We start from the raw sequence: 24,987 nt of genomic DNA on the forward strand, positions 1-24,987 counted from the left end.
GCAAATCCGCTATACTGATAAAAGGTTGTACGGACGTCTATCGAGAGGGGAATAAGGTATGCAGAAGCTGGTGTTTTTCGTTGGCGTTGCCGGCACGGGAAAGACGACGGTCGCCGCTCGGCTGGCCGCCGGTGCGCCGGTCGTGTTTCTCGACCGCGATACGGTGGGCGGGCGCTTCGTCGAAGCGCTGCTCGTCGCCGAGGGCTTGGACCCGGATGACCGCGATTCGGACTTCTACAAGAAGAACCTGCGCGATCTGGAGTACAAGACGACGGAAGATGTGTGCGTGGACAACCTGAAGCTCGGCCAGAACGTGTTCATGATCTCTCCCTTCACCCAAGAGCTGCGGAACCGGGAGTGGATCGAGGAGCTGATCGCGAAGGCGGGGAAAACCCGCGACGAGGTAGACGTGAAAGTCGTGATCGTCATCCTCTCCGATTCCGCCGAGCAGAAGGAGCGGATTCTGGCGAGGAAAGCGACCCGCGACGAGTGGAAGCTGGAGCATTGGGACGAGTATTGGAGCAACATTCGGTTCATACCGGAGATCAACTGGCGGCTTGACGACCAGTCGCGTTACGTCTACGACAACAGCGGCGGGCTAACCGAGGAAAAGCTGGCGCCGCTCCGGGCGTTCCTCGGTCTGTAGCCGTAAGAGAATTACGCAACGGACGCCATACTCCCGCCGCAGGGCGGCTATTCCAAAGGAAATGAAAACGGGCCCCGACGCCGTATGGCGAACAGGAGCCCGTTTTTGGGTTAGGCGGTTGGGCCCGATGCGATCCCCGCCGGGGGTTACACGTTGCCCGATGCGTAGCGGACCAAACCGAGGATCACGATCAGGACGGCGATGGCGACGAAGATTCCATTCAGAATCGTTCCGGTGATCGCGAAGCCCTTCTTGCGGTTCTTCTGCACCAGGCCGACGATGCCGAGAATGAAGCCGACGAACATGATGACCCCGGCCGCCAGGATGCCCAGCCCGCCCATGCCGATCGTGACCATGAGGTCCGAGTTGGAATCAAACAGCGCCTCCGCGGTTTTCGCATCCGTGAAGGTATCCCGGTTGTTCAGGATCACGGAAAAAATGAGAGCGTAGGAGCCGATGGAGAGCAGGACGCCGATCAGCCCCATAATGAAGGAAGCGATGCCGAGACCGGAATGAGGCCGAGGCCCTTGAGGAGCTTCTGATCCTTCCTGGAGAGGCGACATGCCGCCGTAAACCGGTTCTGCCGGTTGGATCGGCGAGGCCGGCTTTTCCTCTTTTTTGGCTTGCCATTCGGGAATCATGTCGTCGTTTTGGTTATCCATGCGTTCACCCCTGAGAGAAATGGTCGAATTCGGACTTGCTTGATTCTATCTTACTGTTTTTCCAGCGGGGAGGAAACGGTTTTCTTCCGACCTTTTGGGAATGGCTGCCGGCGTATGCTATCATGGAGAAAAAAAGAGAGGGGCGCGCATCATGCGACGGTTTATCGTTTGGGGGAGCCTGCTGGCGTTTCTCGGGGTAGCCTTGGGCGCTTTCGGGGCTCACGGCTTGAAGGATCAAATCTCCGAGGACATGCTTGCCGTTTACAACACCGGGGTTCATTATCATCTGGTTCATGCACTCGGCTTGGTTCTCTTGGGACTGGCGGCCGACCGGCTTGCCGACCGAAAACGGGTGAACGCGGCGGGCTGGTGTCTGCTGATCGGAGTCATTCTGTTCTCGGGCAGCCTCTATCTGCTCGCCGTGACGGGAATCAAGTGGCTGGGCGCCATCACTCCGCTCGGCGGGGTCGCTTTTCTCGTGGGCTGGGCCATGCTGGGTCTGGCGGCCTGGAAGGAGCCTCGACCGCAGCGCAAATAGCCTCGGACGAAGTCGGGAATGCAAGCGGATTCTCAAGCAGATGGGAGAGCGGGCTCGTGACGGAGAGGGAAACTATGAGCTTTCATCCGGTGACGGAGGAATGGTTCCGCCGGCGGATCGGAGAAGCGACGGATGTTCAGCGGCGGGCTTGGCCTGCGCTGGTTAGAGGAGACAACACGCTGATCGCGGCTCCGACCGGGTCGGGGAAGACCCTGGCGGCGGTGCTGCCGTGCCTGGACCGGCTGGCTGTGAATAAGTTGGCGGACGGAGAGCGGCATGTCCGCGGCGTCCGGGTGCTCTATGTGACGCCGCTCAAGGCGCTCAACAACGACATCCACCACCATCTCGAGGGATTCCTGAAGGAGATGGCGGAGACGGCGGAAGCGATGGGCGAGCCCTGGCCCGAGTTGACGGTCGGAGTGCGCACCGGGGATACCTCGCAGAGCACCCGCGCCTCGATGCTGAGACGGCCGCCCGATCTCCTGGTAACGACGCCGGAGTCGCTCTATATTCTGCTGACCTCCGAGAAGGCGAGGACCATCCTGCGCACCGTGAATCAGGTGATCGTCGACGAGATCCACGACCTGGCTGCCGACAAGCGCGGCATGCACCTCACCGTATCGCTGGAGCGGCTGGAGGAATGGTGCGGCCGGAGGCTTCAGCGCATCGGCGTCTCCGCGACGCAGAAGCCGATCGAGCGAATGGCGCGGTTTCTCGGCGGCTGGGAGCCGGCGGCTACGGCGGTTGAAGCAGGGAGGCTTGGCGCTGAAGCGGGAGGAACCGGCCCAGAAGCGGAAGGGGCGGGCCCGGAAAAGGCGAGGGAAGCGGCAGAGCCGGGCGCGGGGGCAGTGAGGGGAGCGGAAGAACCGGGCTCGGAAGCAGTGAGGGAAGCGGAAGAACCGGGCGCGGGGGCTGTCAAGGCTGTCGAGACTGAAGAATCGGCGCAGGAAACTGTGCAAATGGACGCTCCGGATGCCGCTGACATTCTTGGCGCGGCATACCGGCCGCGGCCGGTGACGATCGTCGAGAGTCCGATGGAGCGCTCGCTGTCGCTGCTCGTAACTCTTGCCGAGCGCGCGGGCAAGGGGCGCGGCGAGGAACGCATCTGGCAGCCGCTGCTCGACAAGCTCTTCCTGCTCATGGAGGGATCGGCGACCTGCCTCATCTTCGCCAACAACCGGCGGCTGTGCGAGCGGCTGACGCTCCGGTTGAACGAGCATGCAGGCGCGGAGATCGCCCGCTCCCACCACGGCAGCGTCTCCCGCGAGAAGCGGCTCGAGGTGGAGCGGCAGCTCAAGGCGGGCGAGCTCCGCTGCCTGGTCGCCACCTCGACGCTGGAGCTCGGCATCGACGTCGGCGCGGTCGATCTGGTCCTGCAGATCGACTCGCCCAAGTCGGCCGCCGCCGCGATCCAGCGGTTCGGCCGGGCCGGGCACGCCGTCGGCGGCGTCAGCCGCGGAGCGCTCGTCGCCCGCGGCCGCGGCGAGCTGCCGGAGGCCGCCGTGCTGGCGCGGGCCACGGCGGCCCGGGACATCGAGCCGATCCGCGTTCCGCGGGGCAGCCTCGATGTCCTCTCCCAGCAGCTCGTCGCCATGGCGGCCACCGACGACTGGCCGCTGGACCGGCTGGCCGCCGTGCTGGCCCGCAGCGACAGCTTCCGCGGGCTGCCGCTTGCGAAGCTGACCGCCGCCCTGGAGGTGTTGGGCGGGCTGTTTCCGTTCGCCCGCCCGCTGCTCGAATGGGACCGGGAGAGCGGCGTCATGCGCAAGCGCCCCGGTTCGTCCATGGCCGCCGTGCTGGGGGCGGGCACCATCCCGCCGACGAGCGGCTTTCCCGTGCACCACGCCGAGAGCCGGGTGCACGTGGGGGAGCTCGACGAGGAATACATCCACGAATCCCGCGTCGGCGACGTGTTCCAGCTGGGAGCGTCCTCCTGGACGATCCGCGAAATCCGGCCGGACCGGATCTACGTGACGGAGGCGGCCAACCGCTTCAGCGAAATTCCGTTCTGGCGGGCTCAGCCGGTCAGCCGCAGCTTTGAGCTCGGCCGCGAGGTCGGACGCTTCCTGGAGGCAATGGCGCTTCGCGACCTGAGCCGCCCGGAGCCGGTTCAGGAATGGCTGAAGGATGAATACAAGCTCGACGAGCCGGCCTCGCTCGCCTTGATCGGGCTGGTCAAGGCCCAGCGCGAGAGCTGTGCGGTGCCGACCGACCGGCGGCTCGTCATGGAGCACTATACCGACGACGTCGGCCGTCACCACTTGATCATCCACAGCCTGTTCGGCCGCCGGTTCAACCTGACCTGGCAGCTCGCCCTGAAGGCGGAGCTGGAGAAGGTCGTGGCAGAGAAATTCTATGCCGGCGTCCGCGACGGCGGTATCGAATTCGTCTTCCCGGAATGGAGCCCCGCTTACCTGGAGGCGATTGCCCGGGTCGACGCCAAGCGGCTGGAGCAGCTGCTGCTCGGAGCCCTGCCCGGCTCTCCGCTGTTCGGCAGCCATTTCCGGCGGATCGCCGAGGTGTCGCTGCTGCTGACGCGGGGGTATACGCGCGTCCCGGCCTGGAAGCAGCGCATGCGCGGCGAGGAGCTGCTGCGCGATGCCCTGCCATACACCGAGCGCTTTCCGTATGTGCGGGAAGCGCTGGAGGAAGCGATGACCGAGTCGCTGTCGGTGCCGGAGGTCAAGCGGATGCTGGACGAGGTATCCGCCGGGCGGATCGAAGTGGTCTACCGGGACACGAACTTCCCTTCTCCCTTCGGCACGGAGTTCGTCCGCGAATACGTCATGGAGAATTTCTACGAATCCGATACCGTCAGCCGCGACCTTCAGCGCCAAGTGCTCGGCGTGAGCCGGGAGCTGGCCGCGGAGCTGTTCGGCGAGGACAGCGCCCGCCGGGCGATCTCCCCGGCGGTGCTGGACCGGGAGGAGCAACGGCTTACCGGACGGCCGCAGGAAGCGTTGACGCCGGACCAAGCCTACCGCCTCCTGAAGGAGCGCGGCGATCACAGTCCTGCGGAATGGAGCCGAGCCGCCGGAGCCGAGGCGGGAGAACTGCTCGCGGCCTTACTCGCGGCAGGCCGCGTCGCGTCCGTGCGGTTCGCGGGCGAAGAGCGCTGGATCTGCTCCGACGAAGCCGGGCTGTACGCGGCATTTCCCGAGAGCCCGGAATCCGTGACCTTCATCTTGCGCCGGTACACCGAGCACCGCCTGTCCTTCACGGCGGAAGACATGGCCGTCCGCTACGCTCTGCCGCTGGCCCGCTGCCGCGAGTGGATCGAAGAGGGGAAAGAGCAGAAACGGGTAGAAGCCGCTCCGTTCGCGGAACCGGGCGAAACGGGACTCTGGACCAGCGCCAAGGTGGCCGAGCGGGTGGTGCGCTTCTCCCTCTTGGAATACCGCAAGCAGGCCGAGCCGGTGGAGCCGGCGCGCTACGCCGCATACCTGGCCGGTCGGCAGGGGCTCGCCGGCGGCCTGTCCGTCGGCGAACGGGCGTCTCTCCCGGAGGAAACGGGGCCGGATGCGCTGCGCCGGATCATCGCCGGGGTACAGGGCTTGTTCCTGCCCGTCTCCCATTACGAATCGTATCTGTTTCCCTCGCGGCTGCCCGGTTACCGCAAGGAGGATCTCGATCTGCTCTGCGCGGCCGGGGATGTCGTCTGGATCGGCAGGCGGGAAGAAGGCGAGAAGGAAGGGAAAATCGCCTTCTTCCTGGCCGAATCGACCGACTTGCTCGCCCCTTGCCTTCCGTCTGCGGGAGATTCCTCGCAGCCGGAGCTGCTGGCGTATCTTAAGACAAAGGGGGCTTGCTTCCTCGCCCAAATCGCCCGCGATTTCGGAGAAGTGCCGTCCGCCATGCTGGCGCGGCTGCTTGAACTGGTCTGGGAGGGCCGTGCGGCCAACGACCAGTTTGCCCCGCTGCGTCTCGCGCTCTCCGGCGGGACGGCGGCCAAGAGCAAGGGCGGCCGGACGGGCTTCCAATCCGGCCTGGGCCGCTGGTACGCCACCGGCTCCTTCCCGTCCGCCACTCCGGCCGGAGCGGGAGGGGAACGGGAGCGGCGGGAAGCCGAGGACCGTTCGGCGGCCGCCTGGGTTCGGCATTTGCTCGATCAATTCGGCATCTTGACCCGCAATCTCGTCTCCGAGTATTCTCCGTACCCCTGGGAGCGGTTGTACGGCGTTCTCAGGCAACTCGAGGATTGGGGGCTGCTCACCCGCGGCTTCTTCGTATCGGGTATTCCCGTCATGCAGTATGCCGCCAAGGAGACCGTCGACGCCCTTCGCTCCTATCAGCCACTGGCCGGAGGCGGCGGCTTCGCTCTCCTGTCGGCGGCGGACCCGGCCAATCCGTACGGCGTCCTGCTGCCCTGGCCGGAACGGGAGGGGGCTTCCTTCTCCCGGAAGCCGTCCAACTACCTGCTGCTGCGCGGAACGGTCTGGGAGCTCTGGCTGGAGAACAACGCAAAGCGGCTTGCCGACATGGGGCTCTCGACCGATCCCCGTCTGCGGCGGTCCAGTCTGGTCTTCGCCCTGAAGGCCATCCTAAAGGGAGCCCGCTTGAAGAAAGTCACCGTCGACCGCTGGAACGGCGAACCGGTGCGGCTGAGCTCCGAGGCCGAGCTGTTCGGGTCCCTCGGGGCGGAGCGGGATCGCGAGGTTTTGGTCTTTTGGCCTAGTGCTCTGGCCTCTATCGCACCCTGAATCCGTTCCCGCAGCGGATACGTCGCCGCAAGGAAACAACAAAAAGCCTCCGCCCGCTCAAGAATCGCGGGTGGAGGCGCATGGCCGAGAACACAGCGTCAAAGGCATCCATCAAACGCTAAAATCTTCGACTTCCGTCATGCGGAACTGATACACCTTTTTCTCATCGACATGGTAGACCGTCAGGGTGTCGGTATCCGGATCAAAATTCAGGACCCGGCAAGGCAGGCTCAGCCGAATGCCTTTTCCCTTCAAGACGGTCAGCCGCACCAGCGCGTTGCTAGCCTTGTACTTCTCAACCAACTGAATGAGTCCGGGTCCAGCGTTGCTGCGAGCCGCTCCGCTTTCCGATTTGCCGGAAGGGGCGGTCTTCGGGGATTCGGCAGTTCTTGCCGGTTGGCCGCTCGATGGGGCGCCTGCATCTTCCTTTTCTTTATCCGGCTTGCCGGTCGTCCGGGAAGAAGCTTTCGGCGGAACGGGAATTTCCCGGGACGGCTGCTTTAGAGCAGACGCCACCTGTTCCCCCAGTGAGAGGCCCTTGCGAATGTCGTAATCGAGAATCTTGTCTTGATTGAGAAGATGGAGCAGGTTTTCGAGGGCGATGCCGTTGTTGTAGCCTTCCATGAGAATGTCGACAGTGAACAGGAACTTCTTTTTTTCATTTCTTGCTTTGTCCATGCTGTTTTTTCGCCCAACCCTCCGCCTAGTGTAACCCTACTATAGCATGGATGAATTGCCGAAACAAAGGAATTCCTGATCCTTTCGTCCTATTTCGGAAAGGAGCGGCGATTTCCGTGCTCTCAGCGGTTACCTATACGAAGGCGCTCGACCGTTCATATGGTGAGGTATGCTCATCGAAAGGAGGCGCATCGTATGATTACGATGGTACCGGTCCCGGTAGGGAACCGGATGGCACTCGGAATCGAGGTCAAGCTGCCGAAGACTACCCTGATCGCCGTTGCCACGGATCGGGGCTATATCATGTGCGGAGCGCTTGATGTCGGCCTGTTGAACGAGCGGCTGGCGGACCGGGGGATTCTGGCGGGAAGAGCGGTCGGCGTTCGGACGCTCGAGGAGCTGCTTGCCGCCCCTTTGGAATCCGTTACGCGGGAAGCCGAGCGGCAGGGGATTGTTCCCGGAATGATCGGACGCGATGCTGTAGCGAAGATGCTGTAGCGCTTCAGCGCTTGTCCGACAAATCAAACCCGCGCGGCCGCCGCGGCGGCCGCGCCTACATAGGAGGAACCATGAAATCGGATTCGATTCACGGTCAGACCGTACTCGTCACCGGAGCCTCCTCCGGCATCGGGCGGGAATTCGCCCGGCTCTTTGCCCGGGACGGCTGCCGGCTGGTGCTGACCGCCCGCAGCCGGGAGGCGCTTGAAGCGCTGGCGGACGAGCTGCGGGCCGCTTCGGGCGCCGAGGTTCATGTCGTCGCGGCCGATTTGTCCGACCCGGAGGCTCCCGAACGGATTCTGGCGGAGCTCGGCCGGCTCGGCCTTGCTCTTGACATCCTCGTCAACAATGCCGGAGCCGGAAAGGTCGGCCCGTTCTCGGGCATTCCCTGGGCCGACGACGAAGCCGTCATGCAGCTCAACATGCACGCGCCGACTCGGCTCATCAAGGAAGCCATCCCGGGCATGCGAAGCCGGGGAGGCGGCCGGATTCTCAATGTCGCGTCCACGGGCAGCTATCAGCCGGGCCCGCTCACGGCCGTCTATTATGCCACCAAGGCGTACGTGCTGTCCTTGACGCTGGCTCTGCGGAGCGAGCTGGCCGCGGACGGCATCGAGGTGTGCGCATTCTGTCCGGGAGCCACGCGGACGGAGTTCTCCGCGAGGGCCGGCAAGCGGGACCAGCCCGGCGCCATGCCCGCCGACAGAGCGGCGCGGATCGGGTACGAGGGCTTCCTCCGCGGCAAAGCGGTGACCGTGCCCGGCTTCGGCAACAAGCTGGCCGTGGGGCTGAGCCGCGTGCTGCCCGCCACCGTCCTGGCAGGGATGGTCTACCGGATTCAGGATCGGGTAATCCGCAAGTAACTCCGATAGCCGTTCGATGCCGTCGTTTCCTCGGCCGGACATACAACAACCGCCTTTCCCCGGGGAAAGGCGGTTGCTGTTCTTTTCCAGGCATTGTCCGGCTTAAGAGGCCGGAATCTCCATCAGGAGCCGGCGGACGGTTCCGTTCGGCGTCGGGATGGTTTCGTAGATTCGAACGGCGTTAAGGCCGATCTGATCGCCGTCGACGCCGCTGTATTTCAGCGTGACCTGACCGTCCTTCAATTTATTTGTTCCCGCGAAGCCGTAGCTGACGGAGCCGAGCGTTTTGCCGCTGGTTCGGTTGACCAGGTCGAACTGAACACCCGTAAAGCCGGACTCTACGTTCACGTTGTCCGTCCGCATGGAGGAGACGTCGATCTTGACCTGTCCGGTATAGCTGCTTGCGCCGGTGTCGTAATTCCAGGTCAGGTAATAAGGATCGAGCACCTTCAATTGGTACGGATAGAGATTCATGGCGTAGGGATAAGACGTATCCGCCGAATCGTTCTCCACTTGCACCCGGAACGAGCCGAGCGAGACTTTATCGCCTGCCGCCGATACGCTGTCATAGACGTTCAGCGCGAAAGCCGAAGCCGTTTCGCTGTCGGGCAGCACATAAGAATAAGCGGTGATGAAGCTCGTTCCCGGCAGAATCGTCTGGACGGACGTGCTTTGCCGCGTTCCCGGATAGGCGCCGCCTTTCTCGCCGATCAGCTCGTTGCCGATGGCGGGCAGCGCGAGCTCCGCCGTTCCGTTGTTCGTCAGCTTGAACTTGCCGACGGCCGTCCGATAGCCGGTGTCGGGATTCCGGTATTCCTTCAGCTCCAGGAGCGATACGGACAGGTCCGACGAAAGCGTCCCTTGCTGGAGCTTCAGGGCGGCTCCGGGCTTGTACGGAGCGGCGGCGGCATACGCGTCGGCAGGCGGAGCGGCGGCTGCCAGCCCGGTGATGGAGACGGGCAGAGTAAGCCCGGCGGAATTGTCGGCACCCGTTCCCGTTGCCGCCGCCTTGACGGCCTTGCTCTCCCGGAGGATCAACCGGACATCGGCGGCCTCTACATCTGACGGAAGCACGGCGCTAAAGGTATAGCTCGCCGAGGCTCCGGCGGCGAGGTAGGTTGGATGCGAACCCGTATCGATCTTCGCTTCCGTGGCGCCGAGACCTTGGTATTGGTAGACGGCGCTGACTTCGGTCACGGCTGCCGAAGCGCTGCCCGTATTGCGCAGGGTAACGGTGCTGACATAGAGGATGCCGTCCGTTCGGGAGGTCAGCGTCGTTCGGGTCACCGAATAGGCCAGCGGCGAGGTCGGAGCCGCGGCCAGATAGCTTTGCGAGCCGCCGATGGCGGCTACGGCTTCGGTGTCCCCCACGGATACCGTACCGAGAATCATGGGAACGTTCTGCGCGGCGGCATAGAGCTGGAGGACCCAGCCCTTGGCGGATGCCGTGGCTGCCGGGACTGCGGCGCGGAGGGTGACTTTCCGCGTCTCGTTCGGCTGCAGCGCCTTGTCCAGCCCTGCCAGGATTTCTGCCGCGTAAGCTTCATCGGCGCCGGGCGCAGCCTTGAGCCGGTAAGCGAGCGCAGTGGGCAGGGTCACCTGGGAAGCGCTCTTGTTGGTGAGCCACAGGTCGGCGTACAGATAGACGAGGCCGTCCTGCACCACGCGGTAGGTTCGGGCCGATTTCCACTGCACGCTGAGTGAAGACGCATAAGCGGAATCGGCTTGCGACAGGGCGACGACAGCCGAAGCTGTCTGGGCCGCGGCCGCCTGGGCGGCGGAGACTTGGCCGAGGTCGGTCATATAACGGTTGCCGCCGGAATTCCACTTGAACACGACAATCTTGTAGTCCGTGAGTTTGCTTCCGGCGGGAACGGTCGCGGCGTAGCGGCTCGCCGCCGACTTGCCGGCGTCCAGCCGGGCGTTCAGCTTCGTCAGCAGCTTGGCGGAGATGGAGCCGCTGCCGGTCCGAACCACACGGACTCCGTAATCGCTCAGGCGGACAGCGGACTTGCCGGAGTTAACCGCCTTGAGCTGAAATTGCAGGGTGGTCGCATTCGTCTCGGCGGACAGGACGGCGCTGTCGATGGTAAAAGTCAGCGGGCCGTTTCTGACAGAGGTTCCCGCCGCTTCCGCCTTCGTCAGGGAAATCGGGCTCAGGACGAGGGCGAGGGAGAGGACGAGCATGAGGCAGGTTGACAGCCTGCGGGTGAGCCGGTTGGACACTTCAGACACTTCAGTAGCCTCCTTCAGGGTTCATTCGGTGCGAAGGGCGTCGATCGGCCGGAGCCGGGACGCTTTATTGGCGGGATAGAGCCCGAAAATCACGCCGACCAGGACGGAAAAGACGAAGGCGTAAAGGCCCATGTCGAGCGACAGGCTGGTCGTCTGCTCGGGATTGAACACCGGCCACAAGAGCGACAGCGCGACGCCGACGAGGAGGCCGATCAACCCGCCCAGTCCGCTGATGACGCCTGCCTCCACCAGGAACTGGAAGAGGATGTTGCGGCGCTTGGCGCCAATGGATTTGCGTATCCCGATCTCCCGGGTCCGCTCCGAGACGGTGACCAGCATGATGTTCATGATGCCGATCCCGCCGACGATGAGCGAGATGAAGGCGATGCTGACCAGTTGCCTCGTCAGCGTACTGGAGGCGGCGACGCGGGCGGTGATCAGCTGGTCCGAATTCATCACGCGGTAGCCGCTCGAGCTTTTGAATTTATAGGTCAAGTACTGCTCGATGGTCTCCTGCGCCTTGGACACGTCATCCTTCGTGGCAGCTTCGATATACGTCGTGCGGATGCTGCCCAGCTTGAAATCGCGGCGGGCGGTCTCCAGCGGCACGAAGACGGCGCTGTCCGCCGAGGTACCGCTGATATTCGAGCCCTGGGCCTTGAGCTGGCCGACGACGGTGTAATTGAAGCCGTCGATGTTGATGACCTCGTCCACGGGATCGGACGTGCCGAAGAACTCTTTGGCGACCTCGGAGCCGAGGACGACCACGTGATTGCGGAAATCCTGATCGGCCGGCGAGAGAAAACGTCCTTTCTCGACTTGGGTCTTGATGATGTTGAGGTACCGGTCGTTCGTGCCGATCAGCGAATAGGATTCCGAGGTATGGTCGTATTTCAGGTTCGCGTCCGACTTGGTCACCGTCGGCGCGATCGTGCCGAATTCGGGGAACTGCTCGATGTCCATCAGCTCCTTGTAATCGAGCTGTTGGGCCCGGCCGTTGCCCATGACGTTCACTACCAGCAGGTTGGTGCCGAGGCTCTCGTATTGCTTCTCGATGGCCTCCGAGGTGCCGCGGCCGAGCGAGACCAGCGTCAGCACCGAGCTGACGCCGATGATGACCCCGAGCATGGTCAGGAAGGTCCGCATCGGGTTGCCGACGATCGTGCGGAAGGCCATGACGATCAGCTCCCAGGCCTTCATGAGACCACCTCCCCGCTGCGATACGGAATCGCGGTCTGCCGAATGTCGTCGACGATCTCGCCGTCGCGCAGCGAGACCGTGCGCCGTGCCGTTGCGGCAATTCCCGAGTCATGCGTGATCATGACGATGGTATTGCCTTGGGCATTGAGCTCCCAGATAAGCTCGAGCACCTCGTGCCCGGTGCGGGAATCGAGCGCGCCGGTCGGCTCGTCGGCGAGGATCAGCGACGGCGATACGGCGAGCGCCCGGGCGATGGCCACCCGCTGCTGCTGGCCGCCGGACAGTTGGCTGGGCCGGTGATGGATGTGCTTCTCCATGCCGAGCTTGGCGAGCAGGGAAGCCGCCTGCTCGCGCCGGTATTTCTTGTCGTGCCCGGCATAAATCAGCGGCAGTTCCACATTCTCCAGAGCCGTCAGCCGCGGCAGCAGGTTGAATTGCTGAAAGATAAAGCCGATCTTGCGGTTGCGGACCTCCGCCATCTGGTTATCCGTCAGCGAGCCGGTGTCCACGCCGTCGAGAATATATGCGCCTGAGGTGGGGGCGTCCAACAGGCCGATCGTATTCATCAGCGTCGATTTGCCGGAGCCGCTCGGCCCGACGATGGCGACGAAATCGCCGGGCTCCACGCTTAGGGAGATGCCCTTCAGGATTTGCAGCTCTTCTTCGCCTTGATAATAGGTCTTGTTAATCTCGTTTAACTCAATGATTGCCAATGCCTCCGCGCTCCTTTCCGCCGGAATCGCCCATCAGTTGCCGCCTCGGGAGCCGGTTCCTCCGCCCATGCCTCCGCCTGAACCGCCGCCGGTAAAGCCTCCGCCGCCCGGCATCCCGCCGCCGCCGAACCCTCCGCCGGAGCTGCCGCCGAAATTCGCGGCCCCGTTCTGGAACATCTGCCGCATCTGGCCGATCTCCTGCTCCGTGAGAGTAGAGGTCTTTTCCGCGTCGGGAATGACGACGGTATCGCCAACGGACAGGCCGTCGGTGATTTCGACGCTGGTTTCGCTGCGGATGCCGACGGTGACTTCATGCTGCTCCTCGGTGGTGCCGTCCGCCTTTTTGAGCGTGACGTAGTGCTTGCCCCGGTAGGACTTCAACGCGTTGCTCGGCAGAACGAGAATATCCTGCTTCTCCTGAATGAGGATCTCCGCCGTCGCCGTCATGCCGCTCTTCAGCTGTCCGTCTCCGGGATTCGCGATATCGAGCACGACGTCGTAGGTGGTAACTCCGTTTGAAGTCGTGCCCACGCTGGAGACTTGGCTGACGGTCCCTTCCAGCTTCAGGCTCGGCAATGCATCCACGCTGATGGTCGCCTTCTGGTTCAGCTTGATATCGGGCAGGTCCAGCTCGTCCACCTGGATGACCAGCTGCATGACCGATTGGCTGGAGACGGCCCCGAGCTGGGTCCCGGAGGCGATCTGGGCGCCGACCGGGTAGTTGGCAAGCACATTGGCTTTGCTGTCGGCGAAGTCGGTGGAAAAGACGCCGTCGAAGGGAGCCTTCACGGTCAAGGCGTCCACCTTGCTGCGGTTGTTGTCGACCTGAAGCTGCTGCCGGTCGAGCGCCGACTCCTTGGACTGAATGTCGTCGGCAATGGAATCGTTGGCAAGCACCGCCAGGGTCTGGCCGGCCTTCACCGTGCTGCCGGATTTGACCTCCAGTTCGCCGATGGTGCCGGACGCTTGGCTCATGACCGGAACCACCGACAGGTATTCCAGCGGTCCCTTGTCCGTCGAGGTCCGGGTCGTTCCGTTTTTCTCCACGGAGGCCGTCACGTTGAGACCGGCGGAAAGCGAGCCGTCGTTCGGTACGCGGACGGTCGCCTTGATGATCCGGTTGCCCGCCGCATCCGCGTACAGGGTGGAATCGATGGCGGCGATCGTTCCGGTTTTGGTCAGGGCGAAGTTCTCGACCGCCACATCGACCGCATCTCCCTTGCGCAGATCGGCCGCTTCCTCGGCCGCAAACGGAAGGGTTGCGGTGAAGACGGAATTGTCCGCAATCGTTCCGATCTTCGAGGACTGCTGGACGTTCGAGCCCAGCTCAACGTTATTCGCCAGCGTCAGGATTCCGCCTGCCGGGGCGGAAATCCGCATATGCCCGGTCTGCGCCTCCAGCTTGGCGAGCTCCTTCTGCATCTGGGCGAGGCTCTCCTCGCTTTCCTTAAGCGACAGCGACAGGGAAGGGTCGGACAGGACGAACAGGACGTCGCCTTTTTTGACTTCCTTGCCTTTGACCAGGTTCATGGTCTGAATCATCCCATCCGCCGGAGCGCTGATGGTTTGTACGTTCTTCGCCGCAAGCTGCGACGTTCCCGAAACGGTAAAGCGAATGGCCCCTTTCGTGGCTTGGACCGTGCTTTCCGCCGCCTCCGCCACTCCTTTCGCCGGAGCCTTCAGGTAAAAAATACTGCCGGCCACGATCAGGACCAGCACCAGGGTGAAAGCCAACCATTTGTATCCGCGCCGCATGAATCCAATCTCCTCTCTTCTGCCCTAGCATGACGTCTTCACTGTAAAGGGAGGAACTGAAAACCAAATGAGGCCAGGCTTAAGGGAAGCTTAATGGAACATAAAATTTGCTTCGGCCCGTAAAAACCGCCGATTTTGTTTGCTTGGCTCCGGCTCTGGTTACAATGTTGGTGACGGCCCTTGTGCGGTACAGGCTTCTATATAGACGGAACAAAAGAAAGCCGGAAGGGGATCAACAGGGTCGCGGAAAGGATGTGCCTAAGCGATGAGCGCTCGAAGAATGGAAGGCAAGGTAGCGGTGGTAACCGGCGGCGGTTCCGGCATCGGCCGGGCTGCAGCGGTTCTGCTCGCGCGGCATGGAGCGAAGGTGTGCATCATGGACCTCGGCGAGAAGCGGGCGGCGGAGGCGGAGCGGGAAATTCGCGCTGCCGGAGGAGAAGCCTTCGTCGTGGATGTGGATGTGTCCGATCCCAAGCGGGTGGAGGACGGCATCAAGCAGGCGGTGGCGAAGTACGGAGGCTTGGATTTTGTCTTTGCCAACGCGGGCATCAACGGAAAGCTGGCGCCGATTGAGGATTTAACCCCGGACGAATGGGACAATACGATCACCACCAACCTGAAGGGGACTTTTCTTAGCGTGAAGTATGCGATTCCCCATTTGAAGAAGCGGGGAGGCAGCATTGCCATCACCAGTTCGATCAACGGCAACCGCGCCTTCAGCATGTTCGGAGCCTCCGCCTACAGCACCAGCAAGGCCGGACAGGTGGCCTTCATGCAGATGGCTGCACTGGAGCTCGCCCGCTACAAGATTCGCGTCAATGCAATCTGTCCCGGCGCGATTCAGACCAATATCGACCAGAATACGAAGAAGGACCCGGCACTCAAAGAGATCGAGATTCCGGTCCAGTATCCGGAGGGCGCCCAGCCGCTTGAGGAAGGGCCCGGCTCTCCCGAGCAGGTGGCAGACCTCGTGTTGTTTCTCGCCTCCGAAGAATCGTCTCATATCACCGGTACCGCGGTTTATATCGATGGCGCCGAATCTCTGCTGCACGGCTGATATTCCGGAGCTTGCAGCATATGGAAAAGGCCGATCCGAAGGCTAGCGGATTCGGCCTTTTCTCCATGTATTCCGGCCACTTTACCTGCTCGTAGGCGGAGGGAGCGTATGGTATCATGAAGGCAACCCACATGAAGGAGTAGAGCGTCCATTTTTCCGATTCCCGCCCGTATGAGATCTCCACTAGCCAAGAAAGACTCGGAGAATCGCCGCTACCTGAACATCCTGACCGCGGAGGGCATTCCGGCTACCGTGTTCGGGACCTTGATCGGCGGTCAGTTCCTGACCGGCTACCTGATGTACCTCGGAGCGTCCTCCAGCCAGATCGGCCTGGTTCTCGCCATTCCGACCCTCGCCAATGTCCTGCAAATTCCGTTTGCCTCGGTGAGCCACAAGCTCCACCGCAAATGGGGCTTTGTCACGCTCGCTTCGCTGCACCGGCTGTGCTGGACGGCGACCGGCTTCATTCCGTTCTTCTTTCCGCGGGAGCTGTGGCTTCCGATCTACCTGGCTCTCTATACCTTGGCCTTCATCGCGAACGCGACCTCCGGCATGATGTGGACCTCGCTGGTGGGCGATATGGTGCTGCCTCAGGTCCGGGCGAGATACATGGGATTTCGCAACATGCTGCTCAACGCGATCGGCAGCGTAACGCTGTTTGCCGGCGGTCAGATCCTGGACCGCTATCCGGGAGGACAAGGTTATCACGTCTTGTTCGTCATCATCCTGGTCATGATGAGCCTCAATATTCTCATGTTTACGACCTATCCGAATCTGCCCTTGGAGAAATCGACCAAAACCGGGCTCGCCTCGATGCTTCGTCTGCCGCTGCAAGATCGTTCGTTTATGCGGGCGAGCATCTTCCTAAGCGCTTGGCTGCTTCTTCAGGGGATGGTTGTACCGCTCTATGCGTTCATCATGCTGAACAACCTCGGCTTGTCCCAGGGGCGGGTGTCCGCCATGACCATTATCCAAACGCTGGCAATGGTCGCAAGCTTCTATATCTGGGGGCAGCTTAACGCCCGCTATTCCAACAAGCAACTGCTGTTCTGGACGCTGCCGATCATCGCAGCCAGCTGCCTGAGCTGGGGACTGCTCTCCGTGCTGCCCGTCTTGCCCGTCCTCATGCTCGTTCACGTCCTGATCGGCTTCGGCGTCGGGGGCTTCAACCAACTCGTATTCAATTTCATCATCGGCGACACTCCGAAGAGCGAGCGGCCGATGTTCATCGCCGTCTATTCCGCCATTACCGGCATCGCCGGCTTCATCGGCCCGATTGTCGGCGGCTGGGTCTTCGAGGAACTGAAGGGCAGTCCGGCCTGGCTGCAGACGTACGGCGTTGCCCTCATTCTCGGCGCGGTGCTGATGACGCTGGTGTGGACCTTGGCCCGCAAGGCGCTTCGCTGAACCCGTCGCTCCAGGCTGCATAATAGAAAACCGCCTTCCCGGCGCGCACCCCAGATGGGGAACGCGAGGGAAGACGGTTTTTTTCATGATAGCTAGCCGTATCGCTTCAGGGGGTGCCCGGGTCTTCGGTCGATCCCAAACCGCTGAAGGAGGTGCCGAACTGCTCCTGCAGCTCGGTCATGCTGATCGTTTCCTCCGCTTTCGGAATGACGACCTGGCCCTTGGCCTTGTTGATGTTGGTGGCGTCGAACGTGAGGTCGATCGAGGCATTCGACTTGCCGCTCGTTTCGTCGGTAGCCGTAAAATCGAACTTGTCGCGGAGGTAAGACAGGTACCCCGCTCCGTCGATGCCGAATTGCGAGTAGGCTTCGTTCACGGTAAGCTGCTTTTTCAACTCCTCGGTGGTAAAGCTGTCGAGCGACTTCTGGTAGTTGGCGAGCGTATCGGTCGGAATATTGGTCATTTCCTTGTATTCCGGCTTGCTCAGAATCGTCAGAATATCGGGAATGAGGCCTTTGACGAGCTTCTCCACGAGCGTCGGGAAGTTTTCATTCGTGATGCTGTACTCGACGACCTGCTTGACGTGGGATGGAACCTCGGCGCTGGATTTTTTCACGCTGACTTTGATCAGGTTATCGTCTTCTTTAAACTGCTTGGCGAGGGCCGCTTCCAGCTCCTTGTTGAGCTGCTTTTCTTTGGCCGGATCGGGCTTGGGAGTCGGCTGGGCGGATTCGTCGGAGAGCTGCTCCAGCTCTGCTTTCGTGAGATGCAGGTATTTGCCCGTCACCGTCTCCGGCAGAGGGAACATCGGGATGCTCGGGATTTTGACGTAGAGTCCTTCCTTGTCCACGACGATCGGAACGTTGACGGAGAAGGATGCGTCGCCTTTGAGGCTCAGAACGAGGTTTAAGGTGGCCTGCTCCTTCTTGGCATAGGAAGCTCCGCTGAATGCCAGCTCCAGGTTGCTCAGCAGTTGGGCCTGCGCCGTCGCCGCGTCGGTGCCGCTCGGTAGGGCATCGGTTTTGAAAGCGATGGAACCGGCGTAATCGAACGACTCGGCTTCCGCGAGCTTGGCCGAACCCTGCTTTAAGGTCTCGTAGGCCGATTTGTTCTGGCCGCAGGCGGTCAGGGACAGCATCAGGACGAAGGCGGTCCCGATCAGCGTCCATTTTTTCCGTTTGCTCATGACTCCACTCCTTTTGATGGTTTGCCCCTCAGGTTTTCTTTACCCTGATCCTTCCAAACTACCACAGTTTTGGCATGAGGAAAAGGACGTTTTTTGTATGGCATTCGGGAAAAGGAGCAGCGGGGGCAGGAGCGGAGAGAGAGTAGGAAAGGAAGGTTCGAAAGAAAAAGCCGGAAAATAAACAGGAGGGCGGCGAAGGCCGCCCCGAAGGCTTGTCTAGCACCACTGCCGACCGGCGTTGGTTACGACATGCTCCTGCGGTGCTCTACCAGGTCGATTGCCCCCAGAACGACATGGGCCGCTCCGAAGCCAAGGACCGCCGTACCAACCATCGGATATTTGGGACGCAGAAGCGCGCCCGTTGCGGTGACCGCCGTGCCCAATATGGCCGGGATTAATCCCTCGCGCATCGGGAACCACTCTCCATTCGTTGGTTTGGTCGAGCACGCTTAGGTTCTCCCGCAAACGTTGGTTTATTCAAGCCGCTTTCCGTAAACCCGGCTTGCGGGTTTGCTTCGGCGGCCTAAGCACTCTTATAATGATAGGAACGTATCGAGGGGAGGAATAGCGATGGAGCACCAGATGATTGCCCTGAAGGAATGGGCGGTTACCATTCGGGCCCTGTCCGAAGGCCGGCAGATTCTCTTGCTGCGCAAGGGAGGCATCGCCGAGGAAACCCGGGACTTTCAGTTGGAAACCCCTTCGTTTTACCTGTATCCGACTTATGAGCACCAGCGCGGAGAACTGCTGAAGGACGAATTCCGGCCGCTGCTGTCCGAGGTGCTGGCCGATTGGAAGCCGGAAGAGGAGACCGTCGAGATCGCTTACCGGGCGGTGGCCGAAGCCGATCTGGAAGTGACGAGCGAGGAGGAGCTGAACAAGCTCCGGGACCTTCACATCTGGACGGAAGCCTTCGCCGAGGAGAAGCTTCGCTGGAAGAAGAGCAAGCCGCTGCATGTGCTGCTCCTGCGCGTCTACCGCCTGGAACAGCCGCTGCGCCTGCCGGTGCTGCCGCAGTACGGCGGCTGCAAATCGTGGGTGCGACTCGAGGCGGAAGCCGGCGGCGGGAAGGACATTCCCGTTCTGGACGAAGCGGGGTTTAAGAAAGCGGCCGAGGAGGTCCGGCTGACCTTGGAAACCCGTTGAGCCGGACGGCCCTTTCTTCGAAATGGGCCGGGTGATAGGAAAGTTGAATTGATTTTTAAGGTGTCCTGTAATAAAATTAACAATGAGAATCATTGATAATCAATGAAACACTTAGCTGACAAGTACGGCTGACGGGTTCCCTTCGCGGAACCCGTTCCCTTGATTAATAGTTCCCTACATTTCGCGACAGGAGTGAATGCCGGTGGCAGGTACGATGCATTTTCAAATTGAGGGTTTGAGGGCCAAGATCGAGAATAAAGAAATTCTGAAGGGCCTGGACCTGACGATCAAGAACGGTGAGGTTCACGCCATTATGGGACCGAACGGGACGGGCAAGAGCACCTTGGCTTCGGTGCTCATGGGCCATCCCAAATACGAGGTCACCGAAGGAACCGTAACCCTGGACGGCGAGGACCTGCTGGAGATGTCCGTGGACGAGCGCGCCCGGGCCGGGCTGTTCCTCGGCATGCAGTATCCGAGCGAGATTCCCGGCGTCACGAACGCCGACTTCCTGCGCAGCGCCATCAACGCCCGCCGCGGAGAAGGCAACGAGATTTCGCTGATGAAGTTCATCCGCCAGCTCGAAGGCAAGATGAAGGAGCTGGAAATGAACCCTGAATTCGCTCACCGCTATCTGAACGAGGGCTTCTCCGGCGGGGAAAAGAAGCGCAATGAAATCCTGCAGATGCTTCTCCTGGAGCCGCGGCTCACGATTCTGGATGAAATCGACTCGGGCCTGGACATCGACGCCCTGCGCATCGTGGCCGACGGCGTGAATTCCATGCGCGGCGAAGACCGCAGCTTCCTGATTATTACCCACTATCAGCGGCTGCTGAACTACATCAAGCCCGACTTCGTGCACGTCATGATGCAGGGCCGCATCGTCCGTTCCGGCGGTCCGGAGCTGGCCGAGCGCTTGGAGAACGAAGGCTACGAGTGGCTTCGGGAAGAGCTGGGCATCGAAATCGAAGCGGAAGAAGAAACGGCTGGCCAAAACGCGTAAACGTCGAACAGGAGGAATTGCCATGACATCCCAAACCTTGCTTCCTGTCGACCGGCAAGCGGTGTCCGACCGTTCCCGCGGCGCGGGAGAGCCGGAATGGCTCACCGCTTCGCGGCTTGAGGCCCTTGCGCTTGCAGGCGAACTGGAGCTGCCCCGATTGGAGAAAACCCGGATCGACCGGTGGAACTGGTCTTCCATCGGCCTTCCGGCCGATATCAAGCAAACCTTAGCGGCGGCGGAGCTGTCCGCCCTGCTCCCTTCCGAAGAACACCGCGCCAATGCCATCGTGCAAAAGGGCTCGGCGACGGTGCACCGGGAGCTTGCCGCCGAATGGAAGAACCTCGGCGTGATCTTCACCGATCTGGCCACGGCGGTGCGCGAGCATGAGGCCCTGGTTCGCCCTTATCTGATGAAGGCGGTCGCCGCGGACGAACACCGGCTGACCGCCCTGCACGCGGCCTTGTGGAACGGAGGGGTCTTCCTCTACGTGCCCAAGAACGTCGCCGTGGACATTCCGCTGTACGCGCTGTTCGCCGCCGAATCTGCGGCGAATCCGCTCGTCCCGCATGTGCTGATCGTGGCGGAGGAAGGCAGCTCCGTCTCGTATGTGGAACAATACCAAGGCGCATCGGCGGACGGCGAGCAGGTCGTGCCGACCGTCGCCGAGGTCTATGCGGCCGCCGGAGCGCAGGTGCGCTTCGCGAGCATTCATAACCTGGGCTCCTCGGTGATCGACGCCGCCTACCGGCGGGCCGATCTGGCGAAGGATGCCCGTGTGGAGTGGGTCATCGGCGAGATGAACGCCGGCGGCACCATCTCCGACACGACGAGCCGGCTGAACGGCAGCGGCTCATCCGCCGACGCCAAGGTGATCTGCGTCGGCAATGGCGAGCAGCGCATGAATCTGACCACCCGCAACGTCCATATCGGCAAGGCCACGGAGTCCGATATGTCGACGCGGGCGGTCATGCGCGAGTCCTCGACGGCGATCATCAACGGCATCACCAAGATCGAGAAGGGGGCTACCGGAGCAAACGGCCAGCAGGCGGAGAAGGTCCTTATGCTGAGCCCGACGGCCCGAGGCGACGCCAACCCGATTCTCTTGATCGACGAAGATGACGTCAAAGCCGGCCACGCCGCGAGCGTCGGGCAAGTTAACCCCGAGCAGATCTTCTATCTGATGTCGCGCGGTCTGACGAAGCAAGAAGCGGAGCGGCTCGTGATCTACGGCTTCCTCGCTCCGGTCGTCGCCGAAATCCCCATCCCTGAGCTGGAAAAGCAGTTCCGGCTGCTGGTGGAAAGGAAGTTGGGGCAATGAACGCAAGCGAGCTTCGCAAGTTGTTCCCGATCCTGGATCAGGAAGTGAACGGCCACCCGCTGGTTTACCTGGACAGCGCGGCGACCTCCCAGAAGCCGATTCCGGTGCTGGAAGCGGTCAGGGCTTACTATGAACACGACAACGCCAACGTTCACCGGGGGGTCCATACCCTGGGGTCCAGGGCGACGGACGCTTACGAAGGCGCTCGCGAGAAGGTAGCCGCGTTTCTGAACGCCCGCCATACCGAGGAGATCATTTTTACCCGGGGCACGACGACCGCGATCAATCTGGTGGCCTCGAGCTACGCACGCTCGGTTTGCCGCGAGGGAGACGAGATTGTCCTCACTCCCTTGGAGCACCACAGCAATCTCATTCCTTGGCAGCAGGCCGCCAAGGCAACCGGCGCCACATTGAAATACATCCCGCTGCAGCCCGACGGGACGCTGCGGCTGCAGGACGTGGAAGCGACCATTACGCCGAACACGAAGATGGTCGCCGTGACGTACGTCTCCAACGTCATGGCCGCGATCAACCCGGTCAAGGAAATCGCCGCCATCGCCCACAAGAACGGCGCCAAGATTCTGATCGACGGGGCGCAGAGCACGCCGCACATGAAGGTCGACGTTCAGGAGTTGAACTGCGACTTCTACGCGTTCTCCGGCCATAAGATGTGCGCTCCGACCGGCATCGGCTGTCTCTACGGCAAGAAGGAGCTGCTGGAGCGGATGGAGCCGGTCGAGTTCGGCGGCGAGATGATCGACCACGTCGGCTTGTACGAGTCGACCTGGAAGGAACTGCCCTGGCGCTTTGAAGGGGGCACGCCGATCATTGCGGGCGCCATCGGCCTGGGAGCGGCCATTGATTTTCTCACCGAGATCGGCCTGGACAACATCCAGCGCCACGAGCACGAGCTGGCCGCTTACGCCTATGAGCGGCTGTCCGGTATCGAAGGGATCGCGCTTTACGGCCCACGGACGGACCGGAGCGGGCTCGTCACCTTCAACCTGGGCGATATTCATCCCCATGACGTAGCGACTGTCCTGGATGCGGAAGGGGTCGCGGTACGCGCGGGCCATCACTGCTGCCAGCCGCTGATGCGGTGGCTTGAGGTGACGGCAACGGTTCGCGCCAGCTTCTACCTCTATAACACCCGTGAGGACGTAGACCGCCTCGCAGCCGCATTAGTCAAGACAAAGGAGTACTTCGGCTATGGAATTGGATGACCTGTACCGCAGAGTAATCATGGATCATTATAAAAACCCCCGCAACCGCGGCTCCTTCGAGGGGGACGCCGTTACGGTCAATCTGAATAACCCGTCCTGCGGCGACCGAATCACCCTCCAGCTCAAGGTGGAGGACGGAGTGGTGCAGGATGCCCGCTTCCAAGGAGAGGGCTGCTCGATCAGCCTGTCCTCGGCCTCGATGATGACCGACGCCGTCAAAGGCAAACGCATGGAGGATGCCTTAAGAATGGCGGAAAACTTCTCCTGCATGATGCGGGGACAGGATGTCGATTTCGACTACGACGATCTGGAGGCCCTCTCGGGCGTCAACAAGTTCCCGGCCCGGATCAAATGCGCGACCCTCGCCTGGAACGCGATGCGCAAGGGCCTGGAGCAGAAGCCGGACGTCAAGGAATAACGGAGCAAGATAAACAAATCAGAGGAGGGAATCACGATGGCCAAGCAAATGCCCGAGATGGAAGAGTATCAATACGGCTTCCGCGACGAGCACAAAGCCGTGTTTCAGACCGGTAAGGGGCTCACGCCGGAAATCGTGACGGAAATCTCCCGGATGAAAGGCGAGCCGGAGTGGATGCTGGAATTCCGCCTGAAATCGCTGGAGCACTTCAACCGGATGCCGCTGCCCAAATGGGGAGGAAACCTGGACGATCTGGATTTCAACGACATCCAATATTATGTGAAGCCGGCCGAGAAGCAGGGGAAAACCTGGGAAGAAGTACCTTCCGAGATCAAGGAAACCTTCGATAAGCTGGGGATTCCCGAGGCCGAGCAGAAGTTCCTCGCGGGCGTCTCGGCGCAGTATGAATCGGAAGTGGTCTACCACAGCATGCAGGAAGACCTGAAGAAGCAAGGGGTCATCTTCACCGACACCGATACGGCGCTTCGGGAATACCCCGAGCTGTTCAAGCGCTTCTTCGGAACGGTCGTTCCGCCCACGGACAACAAATTCGCCGCCCTGAACAGCGCGGTCTGGTCCGGCGGCAGCTTCATTTATGTGCCGAAGGGCGTGAAATGCGAAGTTCCGCTGCAGGCTTACTTCCGCATCAACTCCGAGAACATGGGGCAATTCGAACGGACGTTGATCGTCACCGACGAAGACAGCTTCGTCCACTACGTGGAAGGCTGCACGGCTCCGATCTACAGCACCAACTCGCTGCACAGCGCCGTCGTCGAGATCATCTGCATGAAGAACTCCCGTGCGCGGTATACGACGATTCAGAACTGGGCGCCGAACATCTACAACCTCGTCACCAAGCGCGCCGTCGCCGAAGAGAACGCGACGATGGAATGGGTCGACGGCAACATCGGCTCGAAGCTGACCATGAAGTACCCGGCCGTCGTCCTCAAGGGACGCGGAGCGAAGGGCAGTGTGCTGTCCATCGCGGTCGCCGGCAAGGGCCAGCACCAGGACGCAGGAGCGAAGATGATCCATCTGGCGCCGGAGACCACGTCGACGATCATCTCCAAGTCGATCAGCAAGCACGGCGGCAAGGTCACCTACCGCGGCCTGGCTTCCTTCGGCCGCAACGCGCAGGGCTCGAAAGCGAACGTTAAGTGCGACACGCTGATCATGGATAAGCAGTCGACCTCCGACACGATCCCGTTCAACGAGATCATGAACGACAACGTGACGCTGGAGCATGAGGCGACGGTATCGAAGGTGTCCGAGGACCAGCTCTTCTACCTGATGAGCCGCGGCCTGACGGAAGCCGAAGCGACCCAGATGATCGTCATGGGCTTCATCGAGCCGTTCACCAAGGAGCTGCCGATGGAGTACGCCGTCGAGATGAATCGGTTGATCAAGTTCGAGATGGAAGGGTCCATCGGATAATCGGAAACCGGTTTGATACCGTTTAATCGGGAACGCTTGCTTGAATTTCTTTCTAATAGTGGTACGGAGCGACTCCACCGAATACGTATATGGATTCTTTAAATCCATAGATAAATTCGGTGGAGTTTATTTTTATCTGTTGAAGAATGTCGGGAATGAACGAAGGAAAGAGTAAGGAACCCTCACTGTCTTGCGTCTTAAGACTTGTCGGCAGCCGAGTTTTAATATCCAATGCTATACTAAGATACATAGGCCTGGATAAAAGTGAAGATGGTTTACTCCGAGCAGTGCAAATGATCGATCTTAA

At 61.4% G+C, this 24,987-nt stretch carries 21 protein-coding genes; 13 read left to right on the forward strand and 8 right to left on the reverse strand.

Features of this window, described 5'->3' with window-relative positions:
* Nucleotides 1-58 precede the first annotated feature (58 nt).
* A complete protein-coding gene (locus tag ACSEXS_RS03705) occupies nt 59-646 on the forward strand; it encodes a P-loop nucleotide/nucleoside kinase family protein (RefSeq protein WP_438431835.1) in 588 nt (195 codons plus the stop codon).
* A gap of 146 nt (nt 647-792) precedes the next feature.
* Here the strand turns inward: ACSEXS_RS03705 and ACSEXS_RS03710 are convergent, their stop codons facing one another.
* Nucleotides 793-1,308 carry a hypothetical protein gene (locus tag ACSEXS_RS03710; protein WP_438431836.1) on the reverse strand — a complete coding sequence of 172 codons (516 nt, stop codon included), beginning with the start codon at nt 1,306-1,308 and terminating at the stop codon, nt 793-795.
* Nucleotides 1,309-1,456: 148 nt separating this feature from the next.
* Between ACSEXS_RS03710 and ACSEXS_RS03715 the strand changes: the two genes are divergently transcribed.
* Together ACSEXS_RS03715 and ACSEXS_RS03720 are read left to right on the forward strand one after the other, a co-directional pair.
* Nucleotides 1,457-1,846, forward strand: coding sequence for a DUF423 domain-containing protein (locus ACSEXS_RS03715; protein ID WP_438433075.1), 390 nt, complete (start codon nt 1,457-1,459; stop codon nt 1,844-1,846).
* Between the two features lie 74 nt (nt 1,847-1,920).
* The gene (locus ACSEXS_RS03720; RefSeq protein ID WP_438431837.1) at nt 1,921-6,546 is read left to right on the forward strand and encodes a DEAD/DEAH box helicase; all 4,626 of its coding nucleotides are present in this window, start codon (nt 1,921-1,923) and stop codon (nt 6,544-6,546) included.
* A 111-nt stretch (nt 6,547-6,657) separates the two neighbouring features.
* Here the strand turns inward: ACSEXS_RS03720 and ACSEXS_RS03725 are convergent, their stop codons facing one another.
* A complete protein-coding gene (locus ACSEXS_RS03725) occupies nt 6,658-7,224 on the reverse strand; it encodes a hypothetical protein (RefSeq protein ID WP_438431838.1) in 567 nt (188 codons plus the stop codon).
* A 195-nt stretch (nt 7,225-7,419) separates the two neighbouring features.
* Between ACSEXS_RS03725 and ACSEXS_RS03730 the strand changes: the two genes are divergently transcribed.
* Both ACSEXS_RS03730 and ACSEXS_RS03735 read left to right on the forward strand, forming a co-directional pair.
* Complete coding sequence (locus ACSEXS_RS03730) at nt 7,420-7,722, forward strand: YunC family protein (protein WP_438431839.1); 303 nt, start codon at nt 7,420-7,422, stop codon at nt 7,720-7,722.
* A 71-nt stretch (nt 7,723-7,793) separates the two neighbouring features.
* Nucleotides 7,794-8,585, forward strand: coding sequence for an SDR family NAD(P)-dependent oxidoreductase (locus ACSEXS_RS03735; protein ID WP_438431840.1), 792 nt, complete (start codon nt 7,794-7,796; stop codon nt 8,583-8,585).
* Nucleotides 8,586-8,687: 102 nt separating this feature from the next.
* Here the strand turns inward: ACSEXS_RS03735 and ACSEXS_RS03740 are convergent, their stop codons facing one another.
* The 4 genes from ACSEXS_RS03740 to ACSEXS_RS03755 are packed head-to-tail and all read right to left on the reverse strand — an operon-like array spanning nt 8,688 to nt 14,488.
* On the reverse strand, nt 8,688-10,820 hold the full coding sequence (locus ACSEXS_RS03740; protein ID WP_438431841.1) for a hypothetical protein: 2,133 nt from the start codon (nt 10,818-10,820) through the stop codon (nt 8,688-8,690).
* Between the two features lie 21 nt (nt 10,821-10,841).
* A complete protein-coding gene (locus tag ACSEXS_RS03745) occupies nt 10,842-12,020 on the reverse strand; it encodes an ABC transporter permease (RefSeq protein ID WP_438431842.1) in 1,179 nt (392 codons plus the stop codon).
* Nucleotides 12,017-12,733 carry an ABC transporter ATP-binding protein gene (locus ACSEXS_RS03750; RefSeq protein ID WP_438431843.1) on the reverse strand — a complete coding sequence of 239 codons (717 nt, stop codon included), beginning with the start codon at nt 12,731-12,733 and terminating at the stop codon, nt 12,017-12,019. Before ACSEXS_RS03750 ends, ACSEXS_RS03745 begins: the two co-directional genes overlap by 4 nt.
* 33 nt (nt 12,734-12,766) lie before the next feature.
* Nucleotides 12,767-14,488, reverse strand: coding sequence for an efflux RND transporter periplasmic adaptor subunit (locus ACSEXS_RS03755; RefSeq protein ID WP_438431844.1), 1,722 nt, complete (start codon nt 14,486-14,488; stop codon nt 12,767-12,769).
* 265 nt (nt 14,489-14,753) lie between these two features.
* Between ACSEXS_RS03755 and ACSEXS_RS03760 the strand changes: the two genes are divergently transcribed.
* A complete protein-coding gene (locus ACSEXS_RS03760) occupies nt 14,754-15,545 on the forward strand; it encodes an SDR family oxidoreductase (protein WP_438431845.1) in 792 nt (263 codons plus the stop codon).
* A 171-nt stretch (nt 15,546-15,716) separates the two neighbouring features.
* Entirely contained in the window at nt 15,717-16,952 is a 1,236-nt protein-coding gene (locus ACSEXS_RS03765) for an MFS transporter (RefSeq protein WP_438431846.1), read from the forward strand.
* A 106-nt stretch (nt 16,953-17,058) separates the two neighbouring features.
* On the opposite strand, the gene ACSEXS_RS03770 is transcribed toward ACSEXS_RS03765, so the two are convergent.
* Nucleotides 17,059-18,138 (reverse strand): hypothetical protein, encoded by a 1,080-nt coding sequence (locus tag ACSEXS_RS03770; protein ID WP_438431847.1) that lies wholly within the window; start codon nt 18,136-18,138, stop codon nt 17,059-17,061.
* 242 nt (nt 18,139-18,380) lie between these two features.
* Nucleotides 18,381-18,548, reverse strand: coding sequence for an asparagine synthase (locus ACSEXS_RS03775; RefSeq protein ID WP_438431848.1), 168 nt, complete (start codon nt 18,546-18,548; stop codon nt 18,381-18,383).
* Nucleotides 18,549-18,708: 160 nt separating this feature from the next.
* On the opposite strand from ACSEXS_RS03775, the gene ACSEXS_RS03780 reads away from it, so the two are divergent.
* The 6 genes from ACSEXS_RS03780 to sufB all read left to right on the forward strand — a co-directional run bounded on the left by ACSEXS_RS03780 (nt 18,709) and on the right by sufB (nt 24,680).
* Nucleotides 18,709-19,284, forward strand: a complete 576-nt coding sequence (locus tag ACSEXS_RS03780; RefSeq protein ID WP_438431849.1) for a DUF1802 family protein — start codon at nt 18,709-18,711, stop codon at nt 19,282-19,284.
* A 214-nt stretch (nt 19,285-19,498) separates the two neighbouring features.
* A complete protein-coding gene (gene sufC / locus ACSEXS_RS03785; RefSeq protein ID WP_438433076.1) occupies nt 19,499-20,287 on the forward strand; it encodes a Fe-S cluster assembly ATPase SufC in 789 nt (262 codons plus the stop codon).
* A gap of 22 nt (nt 20,288-20,309) precedes the next feature.
* Complete coding sequence (sufD, locus tag ACSEXS_RS03790; protein ID WP_438431850.1) at nt 20,310-21,605, forward strand: Fe-S cluster assembly protein SufD; 1,296 nt, start codon at nt 20,310-20,312, stop codon at nt 21,603-21,605.
* Nucleotides 21,602-22,828: a cysteine desulfurase gene (locus ACSEXS_RS03795; protein ID WP_438431851.1), complete on the forward strand. Its 1,227-nt coding sequence runs from the start codon at nt 21,602-21,604 to the stop codon at nt 22,826-22,828. Before sufD ends, ACSEXS_RS03795 begins: the two co-directional genes overlap by 4 nt.
* Nucleotides 22,815-23,246: a Fe-S cluster assembly sulfur transfer protein SufU gene (gene sufU / locus ACSEXS_RS03800; protein ID WP_438431852.1), complete on the forward strand. Its 432-nt coding sequence runs from the start codon at nt 22,815-22,817 to the stop codon at nt 23,244-23,246. The genes ACSEXS_RS03795 and sufU overlap by 14 nt, the downstream gene beginning before the upstream one ends.
* A gap of 36 nt (nt 23,247-23,282) precedes the next feature.
* Nucleotides 23,283-24,680 carry a Fe-S cluster assembly protein SufB gene (gene sufB, locus ACSEXS_RS03805; RefSeq protein ID WP_438431853.1) on the forward strand — a complete coding sequence of 466 codons (1,398 nt, stop codon included), beginning with the start codon at nt 23,283-23,285 and terminating at the stop codon, nt 24,678-24,680.
* Nucleotides 24,681-24,987 lie beyond the last annotated feature (307 nt).

The sequence above is a fragment of the Gorillibacterium terrae genome, from assembly GCF_051594785.1.
Taxonomy (GTDB): Bacteria; Bacillota; Bacilli; order Paenibacillales; family NBRC-103111; genus Gorillibacterium.